At 37.8% G+C, this 20,214-nt stretch carries 20 protein-coding genes and 1 pseudogene; 7 read left to right on the top strand and 14 right to left on the bottom strand.

Annotation, left to right across the window (positions count from 1 at the left end):
- Positions 1-67 precede the first annotated feature (67 nt).
- The 3 genes from pyrR to BMF77_RS06925 form a co-directional block, all read right to left on the bottom strand.
- Positions 68-604: a bifunctional pyr operon transcriptional regulator/uracil phosphoribosyltransferase PyrR gene (gene pyrR / locus BMF77_RS06915; RefSeq protein ID WP_148761674.1), complete on the bottom strand. Its 537-nt coding sequence runs from the start codon at positions 602-604 to the stop codon at positions 68-70.
- A gap of 176 nt (positions 605-780) precedes the next feature.
- Positions 781-1,731, bottom strand: coding sequence for an adenosylcobinamide-phosphate synthase CbiB (gene cbiB, locus BMF77_RS06920; protein ID WP_148761676.1), 951 nt, complete (start codon positions 1,729-1,731; stop codon positions 781-783).
- 63 nt (positions 1,732-1,794) lie between these two features.
- A complete protein-coding gene (locus BMF77_RS06925) occupies positions 1,795-2,238 on the bottom strand; it encodes an RrF2 family transcriptional regulator (protein WP_015079517.1) in 444 nt (147 codons plus the stop codon).
- Positions 2,239-2,547: 309 nt separating this feature from the next.
- On the opposite strand from BMF77_RS06925, the gene BMF77_RS06930 reads away from it, so the two are divergent.
- Positions 2,548-2,958, top strand: a complete 411-nt coding sequence (locus tag BMF77_RS06930; protein WP_148761678.1) for an AbrB family transcriptional regulator — start codon at positions 2,548-2,550, stop codon at positions 2,956-2,958.
- An 18-nt stretch (positions 2,959-2,976) separates the two neighbouring features.
- On the opposite strand, the gene BMF77_RS27215 is transcribed toward BMF77_RS06930, so the two are convergent.
- Positions 2,977-3,120 carry a hypothetical protein gene (locus BMF77_RS27215; RefSeq protein WP_210422311.1) on the bottom strand — a complete coding sequence of 48 codons (144 nt, stop codon included), beginning with the start codon at positions 3,118-3,120 and terminating at the stop codon, positions 2,977-2,979.
- 99 nt (positions 3,121-3,219) lie between these two features.
- Positions 3,220-5,136: a chloride channel protein gene (locus BMF77_RS06935; RefSeq protein ID WP_148761680.1), complete on the bottom strand. Its 1,917-nt coding sequence runs from the start codon at positions 5,134-5,136 to the stop codon at positions 3,220-3,222.
- A gap of 581 nt (positions 5,137-5,717) precedes the next feature.
- Between BMF77_RS06935 and BMF77_RS06940 the strand changes: the two genes are divergently transcribed.
- Positions 5,718-6,095, top strand: a complete 378-nt coding sequence (locus BMF77_RS06940; RefSeq protein WP_015079522.1) for a hypothetical protein — start codon at positions 5,718-5,720, stop codon at positions 6,093-6,095.
- 150 nt (positions 6,096-6,245) lie between these two features.
- Here BMF77_RS06940 and BMF77_RS06945 read toward each other — a convergent pair whose 3' ends face one another.
- Positions 6,246-7,859 carry a glycosyltransferase family 39 protein gene (locus BMF77_RS06945; protein WP_148761682.1) on the bottom strand — a complete coding sequence of 538 codons (1,614 nt, stop codon included), beginning with the start codon at positions 7,857-7,859 and terminating at the stop codon, positions 6,246-6,248.
- 258 nt (positions 7,860-8,117) lie between these two features.
- On the opposite strand from BMF77_RS06945, the gene BMF77_RS06950 reads away from it, so the two are divergent.
- The 3 genes from BMF77_RS06950 (at position 8,118) to BMF77_RS26570 (ending at position 11,545) form a co-directional block, all read left to right on the top strand.
- Positions 8,118-9,644 carry a hypothetical protein gene (locus tag BMF77_RS06950; RefSeq protein ID WP_148761684.1) on the top strand — a complete coding sequence of 509 codons (1,527 nt, stop codon included), beginning with the start codon at positions 8,118-8,120 and terminating at the stop codon, positions 9,642-9,644.
- 331 nt (positions 9,645-9,975) lie between these two features.
- The gene (locus tag BMF77_RS06955) at positions 9,976-11,349 is read left to right on the top strand and encodes an MFS transporter (RefSeq protein ID WP_148761686.1); all 1,374 of its coding nucleotides are present in this window, start codon (positions 9,976-9,978) and stop codon (positions 11,347-11,349) included.
- A 31-nt stretch (positions 11,350-11,380) separates the two neighbouring features.
- Positions 11,381-11,545 carry a hypothetical protein gene (locus tag BMF77_RS26570; protein ID WP_168204347.1) on the top strand — a complete coding sequence of 55 codons (165 nt, stop codon included), beginning with the start codon at positions 11,381-11,383 and terminating at the stop codon, positions 11,543-11,545.
- On the opposite strand, the gene accD is transcribed toward BMF77_RS26570, so the two are convergent.
- From accD to BMF77_RS06995, 8 genes are all read right to left on the bottom strand, one after another.
- Positions 11,532-12,485, bottom strand: coding sequence for an acetyl-CoA carboxylase, carboxyltransferase subunit beta (gene accD / locus BMF77_RS06960; protein ID WP_015079526.1), 954 nt, complete (start codon positions 12,483-12,485; stop codon positions 11,532-11,534). The two genes, BMF77_RS26570 and accD, sit on opposite strands and share 14 nt — an antisense overlap.
- 1,240 nt (positions 12,486-13,725) lie before the next feature.
- A complete protein-coding gene (locus BMF77_RS06965; protein ID WP_015079527.1) occupies positions 13,726-14,547 on the bottom strand; it encodes an A24 family peptidase in 822 nt (273 codons plus the stop codon).
- Positions 14,548-14,573: 26 nt separating this feature from the next.
- Positions 14,574-14,834 carry a hypothetical protein gene (locus BMF77_RS06970; protein ID WP_148761688.1) on the bottom strand — a complete coding sequence of 87 codons (261 nt, stop codon included), beginning with the start codon at positions 14,832-14,834 and terminating at the stop codon, positions 14,574-14,576.
- An 88-nt stretch (positions 14,835-14,922) separates the two neighbouring features.
- A complete protein-coding gene (gene leuB / locus BMF77_RS06975; protein ID WP_148761690.1) occupies positions 14,923-16,017 on the bottom strand; it encodes a 3-isopropylmalate dehydrogenase in 1,095 nt (364 codons plus the stop codon).
- 87 nt (positions 16,018-16,104) lie between these two features.
- Positions 16,105-16,329, bottom strand: coding sequence for a DUF167 domain-containing protein (locus BMF77_RS06980; protein ID WP_015079530.1), 225 nt, complete (start codon positions 16,327-16,329; stop codon positions 16,105-16,107).
- 109 nt (positions 16,330-16,438) lie between these two features.
- Positions 16,439-16,753 (bottom strand): hypothetical protein, encoded by a 315-nt coding sequence (locus tag BMF77_RS06985; RefSeq protein ID WP_015079536.1) that lies wholly within the window; start codon positions 16,751-16,753, stop codon positions 16,439-16,441.
- Between the two features lie 107 nt (positions 16,754-16,860).
- Positions 16,861-18,051: a M20 family metallopeptidase gene (locus BMF77_RS06990; RefSeq protein ID WP_148761692.1), complete on the bottom strand. Its 1,191-nt coding sequence runs from the start codon at positions 18,049-18,051 to the stop codon at positions 16,861-16,863.
- Positions 18,052-18,308: 257 nt separating this feature from the next.
- Positions 18,309-18,548: a hypothetical protein gene (locus tag BMF77_RS06995; protein ID WP_148761694.1), complete on the bottom strand. Its 240-nt coding sequence runs from the start codon at positions 18,546-18,548 to the stop codon at positions 18,309-18,311.
- A 226-nt stretch (positions 18,549-18,774) separates the two neighbouring features.
- Here BMF77_RS06995 and BMF77_RS27720 point away from each other — a divergent pair.
- Together BMF77_RS27720 and BMF77_RS07010 are read left to right on the top strand one after the other, a co-directional pair.
- Positions 18,775-18,951, top strand: a pseudogene (locus BMF77_RS27720) (HlyD family secretion protein); the annotation flags it as partial.
- Between the two features lie 501 nt (positions 18,952-19,452).
- Positions 19,453-20,178, top strand: a complete 726-nt coding sequence (locus BMF77_RS07010; RefSeq protein WP_148761696.1) for a DevA family ABC transporter ATP-binding protein — start codon at positions 19,453-19,455, stop codon at positions 20,176-20,178.
- Positions 20,179-20,214: the final 36 nt, after the last annotated feature.

A 20,214-nucleotide genomic window follows, 5' to 3' on the forward strand; every position in this document is an offset into this window, starting at 1 on the left:
TGTTCCATGGAACGTCTCTCTACAACTAGAAAATATACTTTTGAGTTTAAGTCCAAAAAAGGAAATTTCAATTACTAATTAACTCCACACCATCTCGTCCATCACTATCCTGTAAATAAACTTTAACAATTTCCTCCTTAGCTGTGGGTAACTTTTTACCGACAAAATCTGGATGGATTGGTAACTCTCTATGACCTCTATCTACTAATATAGCTAAACGAATTACCTCTGGTCTACCATATTCATTCACGGCATTTAAAGCAGCCCGAATAGTTCTCCCTTTAAAAATGACATCATCTACAAGTACCACCGTTTTTCCGGTCAAATCAAAGGGAATATCCGTTTTTTCTGGAGTTCTCAAGCCGATTTTATCAAGATCATCACGATAAAATGTAATATCCAAAGAGCCTACAGAAACATTAACATCTTCCAGAATTTCTATTTGACGGGCTAATGAATAAGCTAATGGGACTCCTCTAGTATGAATACCCAGAAGTAACAATTGAGATAAATCTCGTGTCCTTTCGACAATCTGAGAAGCCATACGAGTTAATGTCCGACGCAGTTCTTCTGATGAGAGAATTTCAACTACTTTGGTAGACATAAGATAGGTAATTGGTGATAGGTAATTGGTAATTGGTAATTGGTAATTTCTGGTTTTCTCGTTTTCTCGTTCCCATACTCTGTATGGGAATGAATGCTAGAAGGCTCTGCCTTCAATCACACTGGAGGCAGAGCCTCTTTGATAGCATTCCCAGTCAGAGACTGGGAACGAGATAACTAACGAATTAAAAATATTGCTAGTCCTAACCATAGTAAAAACGCATATCGGGTTAATTGTAAAGCTTGATCAATGGAATCTGGGGTAATGGGATAAATAGCATCTCCTAAAAGTGGTTTCTCTTTAGCTACTCCACGATACCAATTTATTCCTCCCATTTGCACACCTAAAACCGCAGCATAAGCGCATTCACTCCAACCAGAATTGGGACTGGGATCTTTGATTGCGTCGCGGCGACAAATTCGCCAAACATTTAAGGGTTTTAAGGATAGTAATGATAAAGTGATCACTGTTAACCGACAGGGCAACCAAGTAAAACCATCTTCCCACCGCGCACTAAACCAACCAAGATAAGTATAAGGTAGTTCTTTATAACCGACCATTGAATCTAAAGTGCTACTAGCTTTATATGCTAAAGCCAAAGGGACAGCACCGATAACAGGGATAAATGCACCAACAATAGTATAAAAAAGAGGAGCCATTACGCCATCAGTGGCATTTTCTGTAACGGTTTCTAACACTGCTCTGAGAATTTCCGCTGGGGAAAGATTGGCTGTGTCTCTCCCGACGTAATTACTTAAAACCTGTCGCGCTGATTCTAATTCTCCATTTTTTAAAGGTTGCAAAACTTCCATTGCTGCATTTCGTAAACTTTTGAAAGCAAAACAACTAGCTAGAAGAATACTTTCTACAGCAATTCCTAACAATGGATGTACCCACTTGGCACTTTGAACTATTATCCAACCTACCAAGCCACTACCAGTAATTACAATCACACCTAAGAAAATTCCCGCAAGCCTCTGAGAAAGAGGATTTTGGCAATATTGCAGAGCTAATTTACTCAAGCGGGAAATTACCCATCCCATGACTCGCACCGGATGAGGCCAACCCCAAGGATCTCCGATTAAGTAATCTAACAATGCAGCCAAAACCAAAACAGTAGATGTCATTTTTTATTGATTGTTGATTATTTATTCTTCTTTCTTGCTTTTTCCTTTCTTCTGACTCGGTGACTAAACCACAAAATTGGCTTCTTCCCCTTGAGATGCTTGCCAACTGCGAGCATCATAATAAAGGTCTGCCAGGGTAATATTGTACAAGGCTTCTTTGAGCTTTTGGTTGAGTCTGTTCCAGAGACTGGATGTCACCCAATCTGCTGTTTGAGCGGGTGTGGGATTATTCAGAGGTAAGTTAGTGATATTTTCACCAACAGCCTCTAGAATTTGGCCAATAGATATTTGTGCCGGTTTTTTTGCTAATTTATATCCACCGACGCTACCACGAATTGAAGTTACTAATCCGGCACGACGCATTTCTATGAGCAGCTTTTCTAGATAGGGAGCAGGAATATCTTGACGTTTAGCGATCGCTCTGACCGATTCAGGTCCATACTTGGGCTGTAAACTCAAATCTAGCAATGCTTTCACGCTGTAATGTCCTCTCGTAGTTAGTTTCATATAGCAGTTATGATTAATTTGATTTCCCCAATCCTTCTGCCTCTTCCCTCTTACCTCTTAATCTGCCTATCTTTAATAATTTAAAGAATCAAAACCGGATTCCTCTCTATAGTAGCTATCAGCATCATTGTAATTATATTTCATATAATTTTTTAAGAATATTGATAATAATGCAACAATTTTGTCTATGAGTGTAATATACTTGGCTAGGCTGATCCAAAAACTCAAGAATTCTGTTCTTATTAGTTCAATGTCAGCTAAAATAAAATCCACTTGACAACAAACAACATTCATTTTCGACCTAAGTTGATGCCTAAACAAAAAAAAATTGAACTCCTAGTCGGTGACGAACTGCTCAAAAAAGTTAAAGAGCTAGAAGCCATCAGCAAAGACGAAAAAGCTAAACAGTGTGGCTACTATACTGTTACCAAAAATGGTATAGAGCGCGTCAATATGATGAAATTTTTGAATGCCCTAATTGATGCTGAGGGTATTCAGTTGGATAGTTCACCCAGTGCGAATGGACGTGGTGGACGCAGTGCCAGCTATAGAATTAGTGTGCAGTCAAACGGCAACTTATTAATCGGTGCAGCTTACACAAAACAGATGAATCTTCAACCTGGTGATGAGTTTGTCATCACTTTAGGGAAAAAGCACATTCGACTCCGACAAGTAGATTCGGAATCTATAGAAGATGTGGAAGTAGAAGCTACAGCTTAATGAATATTCATTAGTCAGTTATGGGTTGTCAGTTGTCAGTGGTTTTGTTTTACCCCTGACTGCTGCATAACTAATAACTGACCAATTACCAAAATTTAGAGAACAGGGAACAGGGAACAGGGAACAGGCAATAAGAAGATATTTGCCACTGACAACCAACAACTGACAACTGACCAATCACCAATCACCAATCACCAATCACCAATCACCAATCACCAATCACCAATCACCAATCACCAATCACCAATCACCAATCACCAATCACCAATTCCCAATTTCCTCTATATATTCAGTGGTTGTAATCACTGGTAGATATTGATGTAGTACCTTAGTGATTGCCGTTAAATTACAAGTTAATTCAATTTGTTCTCTTTCTAATAAACCCAGAATAAAATCAGGATTGTCTTTAGCTACCACTGGTAATTGATGTAACCCACGTAATGCCATGCGGTCTAAGGCTTCAGATAAAGGTTCATCTTCCCAAGCATAGAGAATATCCGTAGTACAAATATCTATAAGTTTTTGACTAGATAAATATTCCTGAATTTCAGTAGATGAATTAGAAAGATTTTGCCATAGAGCCAGAGTCCGTTTAATATCTTCTAAGGACAGAATTCCCACCAACTTGCCAGCATCATCATCAATTATCAACGCACTGCGAATTCGTTCCCGTGTCATTGCTACCGCAGCTTCTAATACTCCCAGAGTAGCTGATAATTTTTTGGGGTAAGCGTGCATAGCATCTGCGACTAACATTTGCTGCCAAAGTTCTACTTTTTCATCTTTCAATTCTGGCAAACCAATCTGTTGCAGATTAGCATTAGCATCTAAAGTTGGTTTAATTCGTTCTACTAACCAAACACTTAAACCCACCGCTGCCATTAAAGGTAAAACAATCCGATAATCGCGGGTTAATTCAAATAACATTAAAATTGCTGTCAATGGTGCTCTGACGCTACCTGCCAAAACCGCTGCCATACCTACCATTGCATAAGCTGGAGGAGCAGCCATATAGTCTCCAATTCCTGGTGCTACCAAAGCCAAAAATTTAGCATAAGCAGACCCAAAGGACGCACCTAAAAACATCGCTGGTGCAAATAATCCACCGACAAAACCACTCCCTGAACTTACCGCTGTCATCAGCAATTTTAACACCAGTAATATTAGTAATAGGTTCAGCGAAAAATCCTCATCCTGGAGCATAGCTTCTACGGTTTCATAGCCAATCCCCAAAATTTGCGGGTAGCGCCAACCGACTATACCAATGATTACACCACCGAGAATAGGCTGAATTGATTGAGGAATTTTACCTAGTAATTTCAACCCTGGTAAATTACCAGCAAAGGCGGATTTGGCTAACCGAATTGATTCAGTATAGGTGAGAGAAATTAAACTTGCACCTAAACCTAAACCCAGATAAAGAGGTAATTCTAGGTAACTGCGAACTTGATAAGCAGGTAAAGCAAAAGCCGGTTGTGAACCTAAACCAATTTGAGCAATTAAGGCGGCGACAACAGCGGCAAGTAACACCACACTTACCGCAGAAGTAGCAAAATATGTAGTTCCCATGACTACTTCTAAGGCAAAAAATACGCCAGCAATGGGGGCATTAAAACCAGCAGCTAAACCAGCCGCCGCCCCAGCACCTAAGAGTAACCGCTGACGTTCTTGAGAAACTTGTAATATATCAGACAATAAAACTCCGAAATTAGTCCCAATTTCTACACTTGGACCTTCGGGACCCAAGGATGCACCACTGCCGATAGAAACAGCCGCAGCGATCATTTTTGTGACCGGTCGGAGGGGTTTCTTGGCTTCTTTGCCTTGAGAAACAGCTATGAGAGAAGAAAGTCCTGGACCAAAATCCTGAGTGCGCCAACGCATGAGGCCAACAATGATACCACCCAAAGTGGGAACAGCAGCTAAAGTCCAAGCACCCCAGCTCCCAATTTGTCCCATCAGATTTTCCAGCATGAAATTGTTAATTAGCTGGATTAAATAGTGAAAGGTGACTATCCCCATAGCTGTACTACCGCCAATTAGCACGGCTAAAAAAAGCACTACTGTTTCTGAGGAGGGCTGAAAACGATTAATTAACTGAGTGAACCGCATGGAAGGTGGGGAAAAAGTATCGGATTCCGTGACCTTCGTCTGCGAAGTCGGAGGCAAGAGAGTCATTGATAACCGAGGTAAATGTCAGAAAAAACGATTTTTTATCTGTTATTTCTTATTGTGGTTTATTATGGGAAAAACTGCCTGCTCAATAATTAATTAGCAAAAATCACAAAATATTTAGAAAAAAATAATTCCGTCCTGCGGTACTAGCAACTTGAGTTAGTATATAAGGAAGTATGTCCTTAGGTCAATTTCATTTTTAAAGTCTACATAGTAGGGAGCAGGGAATAGGCAACAGAGTTGAAAGTCTTTTGGTGTTTCAGAGGTTGTTTGAAAAGTATTAGATGAAACCGATAATCTCCAGAAACCTAACCCCCCTTCCCCCCTTCCCTACAAGGGAATGGGGGTTTCAAAGCCTCTCCCCGCGTCGGGGAGAGGTTTGGAGAGGGGTTTATTTATACATTAAAAACTTTTCAAACATCCTCTCAGTTTTAGGTAAATTTTGGATCTCATGCAATTGCATATCGCTATCATAGTATTTTGCCAATAACTGTCAGTGACTATGGCATAACCGCTGGATTTTCAGTAAAATTCAATACAGATATTGTTATAAATAGAATCAAGGGAATAGGCGGACGAGGTAGATGAGTACAAATACTTTTCATGATCATTATGTTACTTGCCCAATTTGCCAAAGAAATAACAGAACCACGCCAATAAAATCCTATATTGGTTTGTTTTCCTGTCCTTATTGCCAAGAAAAGTTAGTTGTTTGTCAAAGCGGACATTATGTTCGTGACCCGTTTATTTGGAAACAAATGATGATCTCTTCGGCTTTACGTCGTCAAAGCCGACCTTTGGCACGGATAATCAGAGATTTTATCTTCATTAAGCGTCCTTTTTTGTCTTTGGTTGTGGGAAGTGCGATTTTTTTCGGGATTGTGACTATGACTCAAGATAATATGAGTCATGATGGCCAAGAAATTCCCCAAATTGAAAGAATGAACAAGGGTGAAAAATAGATTTCTTGTGGAACCTTAAAAAATACTTTCGCCAAATTGAAAAAAGCCTGAATTCCCAGGTTGGGTTGTATTACAGGAAAGACAACATCAGCGTTGGATTTTGCTTCGCTCAACCCAACCTCCGAAACAATAAAAATGGCAAAGGTATTGTTAAAATGAGTTATTTTCTTTGGTAATTAATTGCCAATCTTCTACTTGATCTATGACTTTGATAGAGTTGAATTGGAGGTTTTCTAAGGTAGATATATTGAGGAGGAAATAAGGTTGGCTATCATACTGCCAGTAATATTGTAACTCACCAATAGAAGCAGGAATAATAGTGCGATCGCTATAAAAATCCAAAGAAGCACGATGGTAGGGAAAAGATGTATAGATTTCCTTAATTGCTGGATTTATTTTAGTGATCATTGCTGCTACTGGTTTCACAGGATAAGCTGTATTTAATTCCCCAACCCAGTAATGAGATTTCATTAATAACAATAGAGAAATATAACTTCCCCAAATTAAAATTTTCAGAAATTGTCTATCACCTCGCTCGGCTAAAATTGCCGCTAAAGTCATGGTTAAAGCCACTGCTGCAAAAATTATCTGTAATTCTACTTTGTCTAAAGTTCTCCAACTAAAATAAATACTGCCTGCAGAAGCCACCACAGCCAATATTGCTAAACTCGTTACCCAAGCGCGGGGATAGCCAGAAACTACAGGCACATTTTCTATTTCTGCTAATTGAAACCCCAAAGCTAAAGCTAAACTTGGATAAATAGGAACTATATACCAGGGAAGTTTAAAGCTAATGAGGGAAATAATTAATAGATAAACACCACACCAAACAATAATCAATTTTGCCCAACTTAAATTATTATTCTCCCAGGTAATGCGGATAGTTTGGGGGAGAAATATCAACCAAGGCCATGTCCACTTGGCGATTTCTAAAAGATAATACCAAGGTGCTTGGAAACTGCCATTAGTAATAGTTTGGATATGGTTTAAAGATGTATTCACATCAATATTGAAGGGATAGCCATAGTGCCATACTTGAAATCCGTACCAACAGCATACAGGTAGACAACCGATGAAAATACCTGTCCAGAAATAATAACTTGCGAGTAGTCTAGGTGTATCCCAGTAAAGAAAGACTAAAACAACTGCACCTAAATAAACACCCATCACGCCTTGAGTTAGACAAATTAACCCGAAACTAATGCCTACACCTAAGCAGTAACGCAAATCCCGGCGCGATCGCAAGACAAACCACATCATCAAAATCAAAAAACTGGCAACTGCCCCATCTAACACTGCTAACCTGCCATAACGCACCACTGGCAGCATTGTTAGATAAATTAAGGAACTATAAATAGCTGCCCAACGGTGCCGAAATATCTCTCTCCCCATGCAATACAACAAAGGTACAGAAGTTGCCATCAAAATTGCACTAGGTAGACGAGTTGTCCATTCATTAACACCACCCAGAGCATAAGCCCCAGCAATTAACCAGTGCATCAGCGGTGGTGTGTGGTGATATGGTTCACCGCCCAAAGTAGGGTAAAGCCAGCGCATTGAATTTGCTGGAGCTTGCCAAATTTCCCGCGCTACCCTGGCTACAGTTGCCTCATCCCCATCTTGTAAGGGCAAACCGCCAAGATTGATGCTAAACAAGATCACCGCTGCCAATAACAAGAGGATTAGCCATAGCCAATCAATCTTTCTTTCAACCACACGGTGCTGTTTTTCTAGATGAGTCCAAATAAAGCTTCCTTCTTGCATATTCTATGCGAATCTTATAATTGTTAGGTTTAATCACATAGAGATCAAAGCGAATCTTCTATGTTGCCATCCGGGAACAATCTATTTTTAAAAGCAATGGCTAGATCCCAAATTAGCTCAGTTTCTTAGGAACAGAGATAATTTTTTGGCGAAGATTTTCTGATTAATTTTTTTCAGGAAGTTTACAGGCATCCTGCCGATTAAATGATATAAATACTACCATTAGCATTTGCTCAATTACCCTGAAGGAGAATGTCAATGAACCTACCTTTTATTTTAGATGTGGCACTGGGTTTAATTTTTATTTACTTAATTTTAAGTTTACTGGCTTCAGAAATTCAAGAACTATTGACAACTGTACTGCAATGGCGGGCTGAACACTTGAGAAGATCAATTGAAATTCTTTTAGCTGGTGATGCTCAAAACTCAGAAAAACCGGAAGTAATTCAACTAGTTAATAAAATTTATGGCAATCCTTTAATTCAAAGTATTAATCAAGAGGCTAAAGGTTTATTAGCAACTTTACCTCGGAAAGCTACCTGGGCAATTGGCTCATTCTTTAGTCTATTCAGAAAGTCTAGTTCTAGATTTAGAAAAGAAACTGTTTTTGGTGATCAAAAACGCAGTGCGCCTTCCTATATTGGTGGTGAAAGTTTTGCCAATAGTTTTATGGATACACTCCAACTGCCAGTATTGGTCAAAAAATTAACTGAAATCAGACTAGAACAATTCAAAAATGAACGTTTAGATGATATCAGACAAATTTTAATTCAGTTGCAGGTTTACATTAATAATCAAGAGTTATCTAGTGAATTTGCTACTGATATTGCCACAGATTATAAACAGTTAGAATTAGAGTATAACCGCATTACTGATGAGTTTAATAAGGATAAATATGATATCTACATGGCGATAAATAGGATGAGAGATAGCCTAGATAAATATATAGATAGTTTCCAAGCAAACATAGGCAATCATGAAGATATTTTAGATAAACCTTTGCGGGAACTAAAATTCGTCAGACAAGATATTTTTGCAGATGCAGAAAAAGCCATAGTGCTAGGAGGATTAAAACCTAATATCAATGAAATTGTCAAATCTATTAAAAAAGGTAGTGATATTCATGGTGAAGTTATAGCAGCTATTCAAGATAAAGATAGTGAAACCTATAAAAAAGTTCAAGAACTAATTGATATTCTGCCAGATTCTGTTGTTGATAGTATTGAAACTATGGCAAAACGCGCCCAAATGAGAGCTAAAAGCACGGAAGAAGGGATTATTCTTTTACGGAAAGAAATTGAAAATAGTTTTGATAGCTCTATGGAAAGAGCCGGTGGTGTTTACAAACGTAATGCTAAGGGAGTAGCAATTATCATTGGCATAACTTTAGCTATTACAGCCAATGCCGATACTTTTCATATCATTAATCGCTTATCTAAGGATTCTTTATTACGAGAAATAATTATTAACAAGGCTGTACAAGTAGTACCACAAGGATCTAATGCTTCAGATATGAGTAAAGTAGATCCTAACGAGATTTTAAAAGAAGTTGAGTTACCAATTGGTTGGACAAGTGCTAACGTACAACAGCAAATCAATGTAACAAAATATAGAATTAATGGGTTGCCTGTTTTCAGTGTTTTGAGTATGATTGCTGGTTGGCTTGTGAGTGGTATTGCTATTGCTATGGGTGCGCCTTTTTGGTTTGATTTACTGGGTAAAGTCATGAATGTGCGGAATGCAGGTAAAAAAGGCAAACAAGCTCCTAGAAATCAAGATGAATAATTCAGATCCCCGACTTCTTAGAGAAGTCGGGGATCTGGTGTTATGGTTTCGTTTTCCCAAATCTTCATAAATTTTATCTCCTTCCCAACCCAAATCACCTTGGTTGGGAACAGTATCCAGTAATGAATTAGTATAAATATAAACAATTATTTTCATAAAGAGAAATGGGGAAGAATTGGATCTTTTCCTCAATTATTAATTGCAAAAGCTTGATTAATCTCCTAATTATGAAATACTGATGACATTTTTTCAGGTGTTTTATAGACTGTGAGTCTGCAAACTGATATTGAAAAATATAAGAACAAAAGATAGCTCTGTAATTTATGATAATATGAATTCCCTTCCGGTTGACACAGTTGAAGCACTGGATATTCAAACTCCCAATCTTGACTCTTTACTAACTAAACAGTTTCCTCAGCAATTTACTAAAAAAGATATTCGTACCAGTTTACAAGCTTCTACCATAGATGCTGTTTTTGCATCTATTTTTGGTCTGAGTACCGGGGGAATTTTAGTCAGTAATTTGTTAGTCGAGTTGGATGCTACTCCGGTGATCTTTGGAATGTTATCCTCAATTCCCATGCTGGTAAATTTTATTCAACCTGTGGGGGCTTACATTTCTGAACAAACTACCAGTAGATTTCAATATTCTCTATTAACTTTTGGAACTTCTCGGTTATTGTGGTTAATTCTAGTTATTGGCATTTTTGCTAACAATTCCAGTTTACTAGATTCTCAACAATTGGTAGTATTAACACTGTCAATTGTTCTTTTTAGTCATCTTCTCGGAGGATTAGGAAGTGCATCTTGGCTAAGTTGGTTAGCAATTATTGTTCCCCGCAGGTTACGAGGGAGATATTTTGGTATTCGGAATAGTGCTTGTAATCTGACGAATTTAATATGTGTACCTTTAGCGGGATTAGTAATATCAAATTGGCATGGTGGAACTATCGAAGGTTATGGATTAGTTCTATCTTTAGGAACTATTTGTGGAATTATTAGTTTGTGTTGTCAATATTTTCAAGCAGACGTAAATCCGCAATTACAAAATCAGCATAGTTTGAATTTTTGTGAAAATCCTCCTCAAGATATTTGCAAAGAAGAAATTAATTGGACTACTATTATTGGGCAGAACTCTAAATTTTTACTATTTCTGCTTTATTTCAGTATCTGGATGTTGGCTGTGCATTTGAGCGCACCTTTTTTCAACTTCTATTTATTAGATACTTTAGATTTAGATGTGACTTTAGTAACTATTTATAGCAGTCTTCAGACCGGGGCAAATCTGTTAGTGTTGATTATATGGGGGAAATTAGCCGATAGAATCGGTAATCGTCCTATTCTTATCTGTGTGGGTATTTTAGTCGCAATTACGCCATTATTATGGTTAGGAATTGGTCATCATCAACTTGATTTTTGGTTATGGTTGCCGCTTTTACATATTTTTACTGGCATCACTTGGGCAGGAGTTGATTTATGTAGCACTAATATGTATTTAGGAATTGCCCCCGTGAGAAATAAATCTATCTATTTTGCCATTGTTGCGGCTGTCGGGGGCGTGAGTGGAGCTTTAGGGACAACTATCGGCGGTTTTATTGCCCAAAACCAGGAATTTGGCGGTTTATTAGGCTTATTTGCGCTATCTAGCCTATGCAGACTACTAGGGCTAATTCCCCTAATTTTTGTCCAAGAACCGGGTAAGTAGAAGGAGTCAGTTGTCAGTTGTCCGTTGTTAGTTGTTAGTAGGGGCGAAGCATTTGGAAGATAAATTATCGGTCATTGCCAAAAATAGTTCTCCAAATGCTTCGCCCGTACAGTTGTCAGTTGTTAGTTGTCCGTTGTTAGTTGTTGAAGGAAGAAGGAAATTTCTTCCCTCATTTCCGTTTTTTATTCAACAGTAGCGGAACTTAATTTCATTGTTTCCCACAAAACCATACTTGGTGTCGTTGTGGGGAGAGGTTGATGTAGCGCAATTAATTGTGTCAAAGTAGTTTTTAATTGGGTACGGGAGACGATATCATCAACAAATCCGTGTTTAAGTAAGTCCTCAGCGGTTTGAAAATCTTCAGGAAGTTTTTCTCTGAGAGTTTGTTCAATTACCCGTCTTCCCGCAAAACCAATAGTTGCTTTGGGTTCAGCGATGATAATATCACCCAACATGGCGAAACTAGCGGTAACACCTCCGGTAGTTGGGTTGGTTAAAACAGGAATATATAATAGTTTAGAATCTCGGTGACGTTGGAGGGCGGCGGAAATTTTCGCCATTTGCATTAAAGACAGCATTCCTTCCTGCATTCTCGCACCACCTGATGTGCAAATAATGACGACAGGATAACGCCGTTGGGTGGCTTGTTCAATCATGCGGGTGAGTTTTTCCCCGACAACAGAACCCATGCTTCCACCCATAAACCGGAAATCCATGACTCCTAAAGCTATGGGTAAGCTGTTAATTTGTCCTAACCCAGTTTTAACAGCATCTATCAGTCCTAGTTTTTCTTGTGTTTCTCGCAAGCGATCGCTATATAGTTTACGATCACGGAATTGTAAGGGATCAGTGGGGCGTAAATGCTCATCCAATGGATTCCAGGTATTAGCATCAATTAATTGGCGAATTCGTTCATCACTATCAACGCGATTATGATGACCACAATCAACGCAAACCATTTGATTAGCTTTTAAATCTTTTGTATAGCTAAGAACACCACATTTAGGGCATTTATGCCATAAACCATCAGCAATTTCCCGTTCTTGGCGTTCTGAATTGGGACTTCCTGATTTACGCCGATTTGCGAACCAATCAAATAGAGACTTTAAACCGCGTGATTCTTCGTTGTTTGCCATTTTTATCTTATGTAATTAGGTGTGAGGACAAAATCAGAACTATGATTTAGATGATTAAATGTCTTAACTATGATTTGTGTAACTGTTTTGATTGGGATGATTAGTTAATCATAAAAATCACAAAAATCATAAAAATCATAGTTTAGACATATTTAAATCTCAATGGGGTAATCACAGCTACAGTCAGGTGCGATACAGGTTTAAGTGGATAAAACCATAAGCAATGTCATAACTATGATTTGTGTGATTGTTTTGATTGGGATGATTGATTTGATTATTTTGATTTGGATGATTAGTTAATCATAAGAATCACAAAAATCATAAAAATCATAGTTTAGACATATTTAAATCTCAATGGGGTAATCACAGCTACAGTCAGGTGCGATACAGGTTTAAGTGGATAAAACCATAAGCAATGTCATAACTATGATTTGTGTGATTGTTTTGATTGGGATGATTGATTTGATTATTTTGATTTGGATGATTAGTTAATCATAAAAATCACAAAAATCATAAAAATCATAGTTTAGACATATTTAAATCTCAATGGGGTAATCACAGCTACAGTCAGGTGCGATACAGGTTTAAGTGGATAAAACCATAAGCAATGTCATAACTATGATTTGCGTGATTGTTTTGATTGGGATGATTGATTTGATTATTTTGATTTGGATGATTAGTTAATCATAAAAATCACAAAAATCATAAAAATCATAAAAATCATAGTTTAGACATATTTAAATCTCAATGGGGTAATCACAGCTACAGTCAGGTGCGATACAGGTTTAAGTGGATAAAACCATAAGCAATGTCATAACTATGATTTGTGTGATTGTTTTGATTGGGATGATTGATTTGATTATTTTGATTTGGATGATTAGTTAATCATAAAAATCACAAAAATCATAAAAATCATAAAAATCATAGTTTAGACATATTTAAATCTCAATGGGGTAATCACAGCTACAGTCAGGTGCGATACAGGTTTAAGTGGATAAAACCATAAGCAATGTCATAACTATGATTTGTGTGATTATTTTGATTGGGATGATTGATTTGATTATTTTGATTTGGATGATTAGTTAATCATAAAAATCACAAAAATCACAAAAATCATAAAAATCATAGTTTAGACATATTTAAATCTCAATGGGGTAATCACAGCTACAGTCAGGTGCGATACAGGTTTAAGTGGATAAAACCATAAGCATGAAACAAAAAAAAGATTTAAAAAATGATATTAAGATCCAGGCAAAAATAATCTCATATATGGGGACAAAATAGCTTCACCGCAAAAAACAGTGATTACCGCACCTAACGCTAGGAAAGGTCCAAAAGGCATTTTTTGTCCCATTTGGTGACGAGAGAGGATAATTGCGCCACCACCGACGAATACTCCCAAAATGCAGGAGATAAAAACCGCTAGTAGTAAATAACGCCATCCTAACCATGCTCCCATCATAGCAGCTAATTTAGCGTCACCTGCACCCATAACCGTTTTGCCAAAAGCCATAGAACCTAAAAGGGCGATCGCATCAAACAGCCATAAACCCAGAACTGCACCGGCTATTCCGGTTATTAAGCGTTTTGATAATCCCACCGCAGTCGGTTCTGATAACCAACCCACAGCCATTTGAAAGACTATTCCTAAAATTAAACCCGATTTAGTTAAGGGGTTAGGTAAGGTCATTGTATCTAAATCTATGAGAGATAAAGCCAATAACCAACTACAAAAAGCCCAATATCCCAGGGTGAAAATTGAAAATTGAAAAACCCAAAATACTATTAAAAATATTATCCCTGTTAATGCCTCCACTAATGGATAACGGCGAGAAATCTGAGTTTGGCAATAACGACACCGCCCTTTTAACCATAACCAACCGAAAACCGGGACATTATCATAAGCCTTCAACCTATTTAAGCACTTGGGACAGCGAGAAGGTGGCCACAGCACTGATAAGCCAGCGGGTAGCCGATAAACCACAACATTAATAAAACTACCCAGAGATGCACCCAAAACAAAGACAATGATACTGGCTGAAATATTCATTAAAATGTCCATATTATTATTTGTCAGTTGTCAGTTGACTAATACATATAGGACTCAATTTGATTCAACGGGACAAAACATTCCTGTGGTAATAACACTGGGTACTTAGTAAAAATCACTTTACCCCGATGAGTTACCCGACTAATTGCTACTCCTGTAGCTTTTCCTACTATTTCTGGATGGACTTCACAGTAGGTATAGTAGATGTGACTAGCTGCTCTAATTACAGTAGGATCAATCAAAGAAGGATGCTTTTTGGAGTGGGTAAAGGTTGCCTGTTCTTGTTGTAAAGCGTACACAATTGGCTTTTATATTGAGATTTACAGATTTGCTTTTAGTGTATCTGAAAGTTTTCACAATAAATAGTAAAACTTCCAGATTTACACTTTAACGTGATTTTAATTGCAGAATTTCCATTAGTGCTGCGCCCATAGCTCGACAACCGACAAGTTTCATTCCTGGGGACATAATATCTCCTGTGCGATAACCTTGTTCTAAAACTTGTAACACGCTATTTTCAATTAAGTCTGCTGCTGCTGCTTGGTCTAAAGCATAACGCAACATCATGGCGGCGCTTAAAACCTGTGCTAAGGGGTTGGCTTGATCAAGTCCGGCAATATCCGGGGCTGAACCATGGACTGGTTCATAGACACCGGGACCATCAGCCCCCAAACTAGCAGAAGGTAACATTCCTATACTACCTGTGAGCATTGCCGCAGCATCAGAGAGAATATCACCAAATAAGTTTCCTGTAACAATTGTATCAAATTGTTTGGGAGCGCGGACTAATTGCATGGCGGCATTATCTACATACAAGTGAGATAACTCAACATCAGTATATTCTGAGGAAAGTTGTGTAATTTTTTCCCGCCATAATTGAGATACTTCTAACACATTGGCTTTATCCACTGAACAGAGTTTACCACCTCGTTTCCGCGCTGTTTCAAAAGCTACGCGGCCAATGCGTTCAATTTCTGATTCTGTGTAAACCATCGTATTTACACCGCGTTTTTCTCCGGTTTCTGTTGTAAAAATGCCTTTGGGTTTACCAAAATAAATCCCGCCGGTGAGTTCCCGCACCACCATAATATCTACTCCTTCTACAACCTCTCGTTTCAAGGTGGAAGCGTCAATTAACTGGGGGAGAATTTTCGCAGGACGTAAATTAGCAAATAGTTGTAAACCAGCCCGCAACCCTAATAAACCTGCTTCTGGGCGTAAATTTGAGGGGAGAGAATCCCATTTGTAACCACCAATAGCAGCGAGTAAGACAGCATCGCTATTGCGGCACCTATCTAAGGTAACAGCGGGTAGTGGTTCGCCTGTTTCGTCAATAGCAGCACCACCAATTAAAGCTGTGGAAAATTCAAAGGAAAAATCAAAGCGTTTACCGACAAATTTCAGCACGTCCACTGCTACGGACATAATTTCCGGACCAATGCCATCTCCAGGTAGTAGGGTAATGCGGTAGTTTTGAGTCATAGTCAGGTTTTACTGGGTAAATGTTTGCAGATAAGATATCATACCTAGTAATTGTGCCAAATGGGTGATTGGTAATTGATAATTGCCCTAAATTCCATCAATTTCAATTACCTTTTGTCGAGATGTTGTCCCAGATTTAATTCTGATAGAGGATTTAGCAACATCAAATTTTTTGGCTAGTAGTTTAATTAACTCTTCATTAGCTTTACCATCTACTGGTGGTGATTTAAGATGTACAGTTAAACTACCATCTGCTAATTCTTCAATCTTTTGCTGTTGAGAATTTGGTTTAACTTTTACTCTTTTTTGCATTATGTATTTTTTGGATTTTTTATAACCACAGAGAACACATAGAAAAGAGCTAAAAAAGATTTTCTCACAAATTTCTACTTGCCCTATTCCCTATTCTCTGCTATAAATTTTATCCAATACCCAACATTCTATTTACTTGTGGTAATGCTAAAGGTTTTCGTTCGATATTTTGGAAACATTCGATTTTTTTAAGTTGTATATAGGCATTTTTGAAATTACTGATATTTAATAAAACAATATCTTGATAAACTGCGTCTTGGGGACTTTTTATCTCTATTACCAAGTCTTGTAATTGATTTTGGCTAATAGCTAAATTCAGATATTTCAAAAATACTTCTCTTTTTTTAGAACGGACAGTGACTAAATACCAATTATTAGTGCTTTGTTCTGATGAGTTTGAATCTATAGTTTCGATTGGTGGCATGATTGACGGTGTAATTTTCTGGAATTTATTTAAAGAGCAATTTCTGGACTGTGATTTTTGTGATTTGTTTGACTAATTAATCATCTAAATCAAACCAATCACACAAATCATACTTCTGACTTATTTAGCCAATATTTATAAGCTGCATAAGCTAATGTGACTACTCCAGTAATAATAGCAGATTCATCAACTTCAAATTGGGGATGATGCAAGGGATGATTAATTATTCTCTCTTCATAGCCTACACCTAAGCGAAACATTGAACCAGGGGCGTGTTCTAAATAAACAGAAAAATCTTCTGCACCTAATGATGGTTCTGGTAAAATTTGGACACGATCATTACTCCAAGCTTCTTCTGCGGAAGATTGTAATAATTGTGTTAGAGCATTATCATTTTGGACACTGGGTACACCTTGATGATAATTAACTTGATATTTGGCGTTGAAAGAATTACAAACATTAGCCACTATGTTTTCAATCCACTGTGGTAGTTTATCACGGGTTTCTGGGTGAAGCGATCGCACTGTTCCTAATAACTGTACTTTATCAGCAATTACATTTGGCGCTCTTCCGCCATTAATTTGGCCAATACTTAATACTACGGGACGCAAAGGGTTTTGAGTTCGACTAATCGCCTGTTGTAATGATGTAATCACTTGCGCTGCAATCCAAATTGCATCTATGGCTTCATGGGGACGCGCCCCATGTCCAGACTCACCAATAATAATAATTTCTAAATTGTCTGCGGCGGCTGTTAATGCACCATAGCGAATACCAACTGAACCAGCAGGAATGGAAGGAAAAACGTGTAACCCTAAAATAGCCGCAACATTATTCATTACTCCATCTTGTACCATCCAATTTGCACCTTGAGCAATTTCCTCAGCAGGTTGAAATAAAAACCTCACCTTTCCACCCAATTCAGGGGCAATTTGGGAAAGTACCATCGCTGTCCCCAAACCTACTGTAGTATGAATATCATGGCCACAAGCGTGCATGACTCCTTCAATTCGAGAAGCATATTCTAAACTTGTGCGTTCTTGAATGGGTAAAGCATCCATATCAGTGCGAATTGCCAATATCCTATCACTAGGTTGAGTTCCTTGTAATTCACCAATGACACCTGTTTTACCTATTCCCTCTTCTACGTGCAAGCCATTGGCAGATAACACACCTGCAACAAAAGCAGCGGTTTGATATTCTTGCCCACTAAGTTCTGGGTGTGCATGAAGATGGCGACGGATTTCGACTAAGCGGTGTGATATATTTGTTGTTAAGTCTTTGATTCGGTTCAGCATAGCAATAATTTTAATTCATTCACCTTATATTTCATTCTAGAATTTTGACAGCTTTAACTGCTACCCGCATTCTGACTAATTTTATCGGCTTACCTGCTCATTTTTCAGCATCCAGGAATACATACAAACTAATCACGATAGAATTGATGCGGTACTTGACAAATCCAATCGTAATATCGTATTTACAACTCAGATTCAAATAGCGAGAATTTAATTATCAATCTTCAAAAATACCATCAAAACTATTTTCATCATGCTTACCAGATTTTCTCTATAACAACATCTTCAACTGTAAGATATGAAAAATCTATCCCCATTAATTCTAAAACTTTCAAAAACATTTCTGTATCCATTTCCATTATTTCGGAAGCTTTATATAAACTAATTAACCGCGATGTTAAAGCACCAATTACAAATATAAATCTTTCTTTCTGTTCTATACTTTGGAATAATTGCAATTGAGAAGCAATTTCTTGAAAGGTAGTTTGGTGATTCATTTATTTGATACTTATAAATGGATTAAGCCTGCTTTTATAAGAATACCAATTGCTGGAGTAATAAGCAATAATAACTTTATATCTCTCCCAATAAATTATATTTACTCATCTATTTCCATCTCATATTTATTTTAACAATTTTTCAATTTCCTCATCTTTAAAACCGACAAATTAATCAAATTTGCGCCTTTGCTTCTTTGCGCCTCTGCGCGAAATAGAATGTACTTCATTAAATAAAATAGATGAAGTGCGTCCAGTAGACTTAGTATCAGCCAAAGCCAACTTAGATCAAACTTATGTTAAAGCTCCCCAGAATGGTGTAATTTTTGACATTTATACTCCTGCAGGTGAAGTAGTATCCAATAACGGCATTGTCGAACTTGGGCAAATAAATCAGATGTACATAAGTAGGTTGGCGTTGAAAATTGTCGTTATGGCAAGGCAAAAGGCAAGAGGCAAGAGGCAAGAGTGAAGAGGGTTTGGGCGATTTTACGTTTCTTTACACAGTTTGGTTTTATTGTGTTCACCTACTTATGATAATTTTTATGCAGCTTGACCTTAGAGGTTGTTTGAAAAGTATTATATCAAACCGGTAATCTCCAAAAACCTAACCCCCCTACCCCCCTTCCCTGCAAGGGAATGGGGGTTTTAAAGCCTCTCCCCTTGCAGGGGAGAGGTTTGGAGAGGGGTCAGTCTATACATTCAAAACTTTTCAAACACCCTCTTAAGCAGAACATTAGTAGTTTTCCTAATGACAATAATAATGTGTACAATTTCCGGTGCAATAGCCACAAATAAACTACAGTCAGCCAACCCAGCCGATATGTTTTAAATTTCTCAAAATTACTCTTCTGTGCCTCTGCGTCTCTGCGTGCAAAAAAAATCCTGAAAACCTCAATCAAATATGCAAACTCTTAACTTTCCCAAACCTGTAATCTCCATCCAAAACCTCGATCATTATTTTGGAAATGGACAACTGCGAAAACAAGTTTTATTTAATATCAACCTCACCATTAATACAGGTGAAATTGTGATTATGACAGGTCCATCTGGCTCAGGTAAGACCACATTATTAACCTTAGCTGGTGGATTGCGTTCGGCTCAATTTGGCAGTTTGCGGATATTAGGCAACGAACTCTGTAAAGCCAATGCAAAACAATTAACCCAAGCCCGCAGAAATAACGGTTATATCTTTCAATCCCATAACTTACATGGTAGCTTAACAGCAATTCAAAATGTAAGAATGGGTTTAGAATTACAACCGAAAATGTCTGGAAAAGAAATGTTAATCCAATCACAAAAAATGCTAGAAGAGGTAGGATTAGGAAATCGGCTTAATTATTATCCAGATAACTTATCAGGGGGACAAAAACAACGAATTGCGATCGCTCGTGCATTGGTAAGTCAACCGAAAATAGTTCTAGCAGATGAACCTACCGCCGCACTTGATAAACAATCGGGACGAGATGTAGTAGAATTAATGCAGAAACTAGCAAAAGAGCATAGTTGTACAATTTTGCTTGTTACCCACGATAACCGCATTTTAGATATTGCTGACCGAATTGTTTACATGGAAGATGGCCATCTTGTCCGAGAAAAAAGTGATTCTTTGCAAGATGTAGTTGGTTAAAATATTGTTAATACCGTTTTCTCTAATTTATAAATT

It is taken from the genome of Dolichospermum sp. UHCC 0315A, assembly GCF_008121535.1.
In the GTDB taxonomy this organism is placed as follows: domain Bacteria; phylum Cyanobacteriota; class Cyanobacteriia; order Cyanobacteriales; family Nostocaceae; genus Dolichospermum; species Dolichospermum lemmermannii.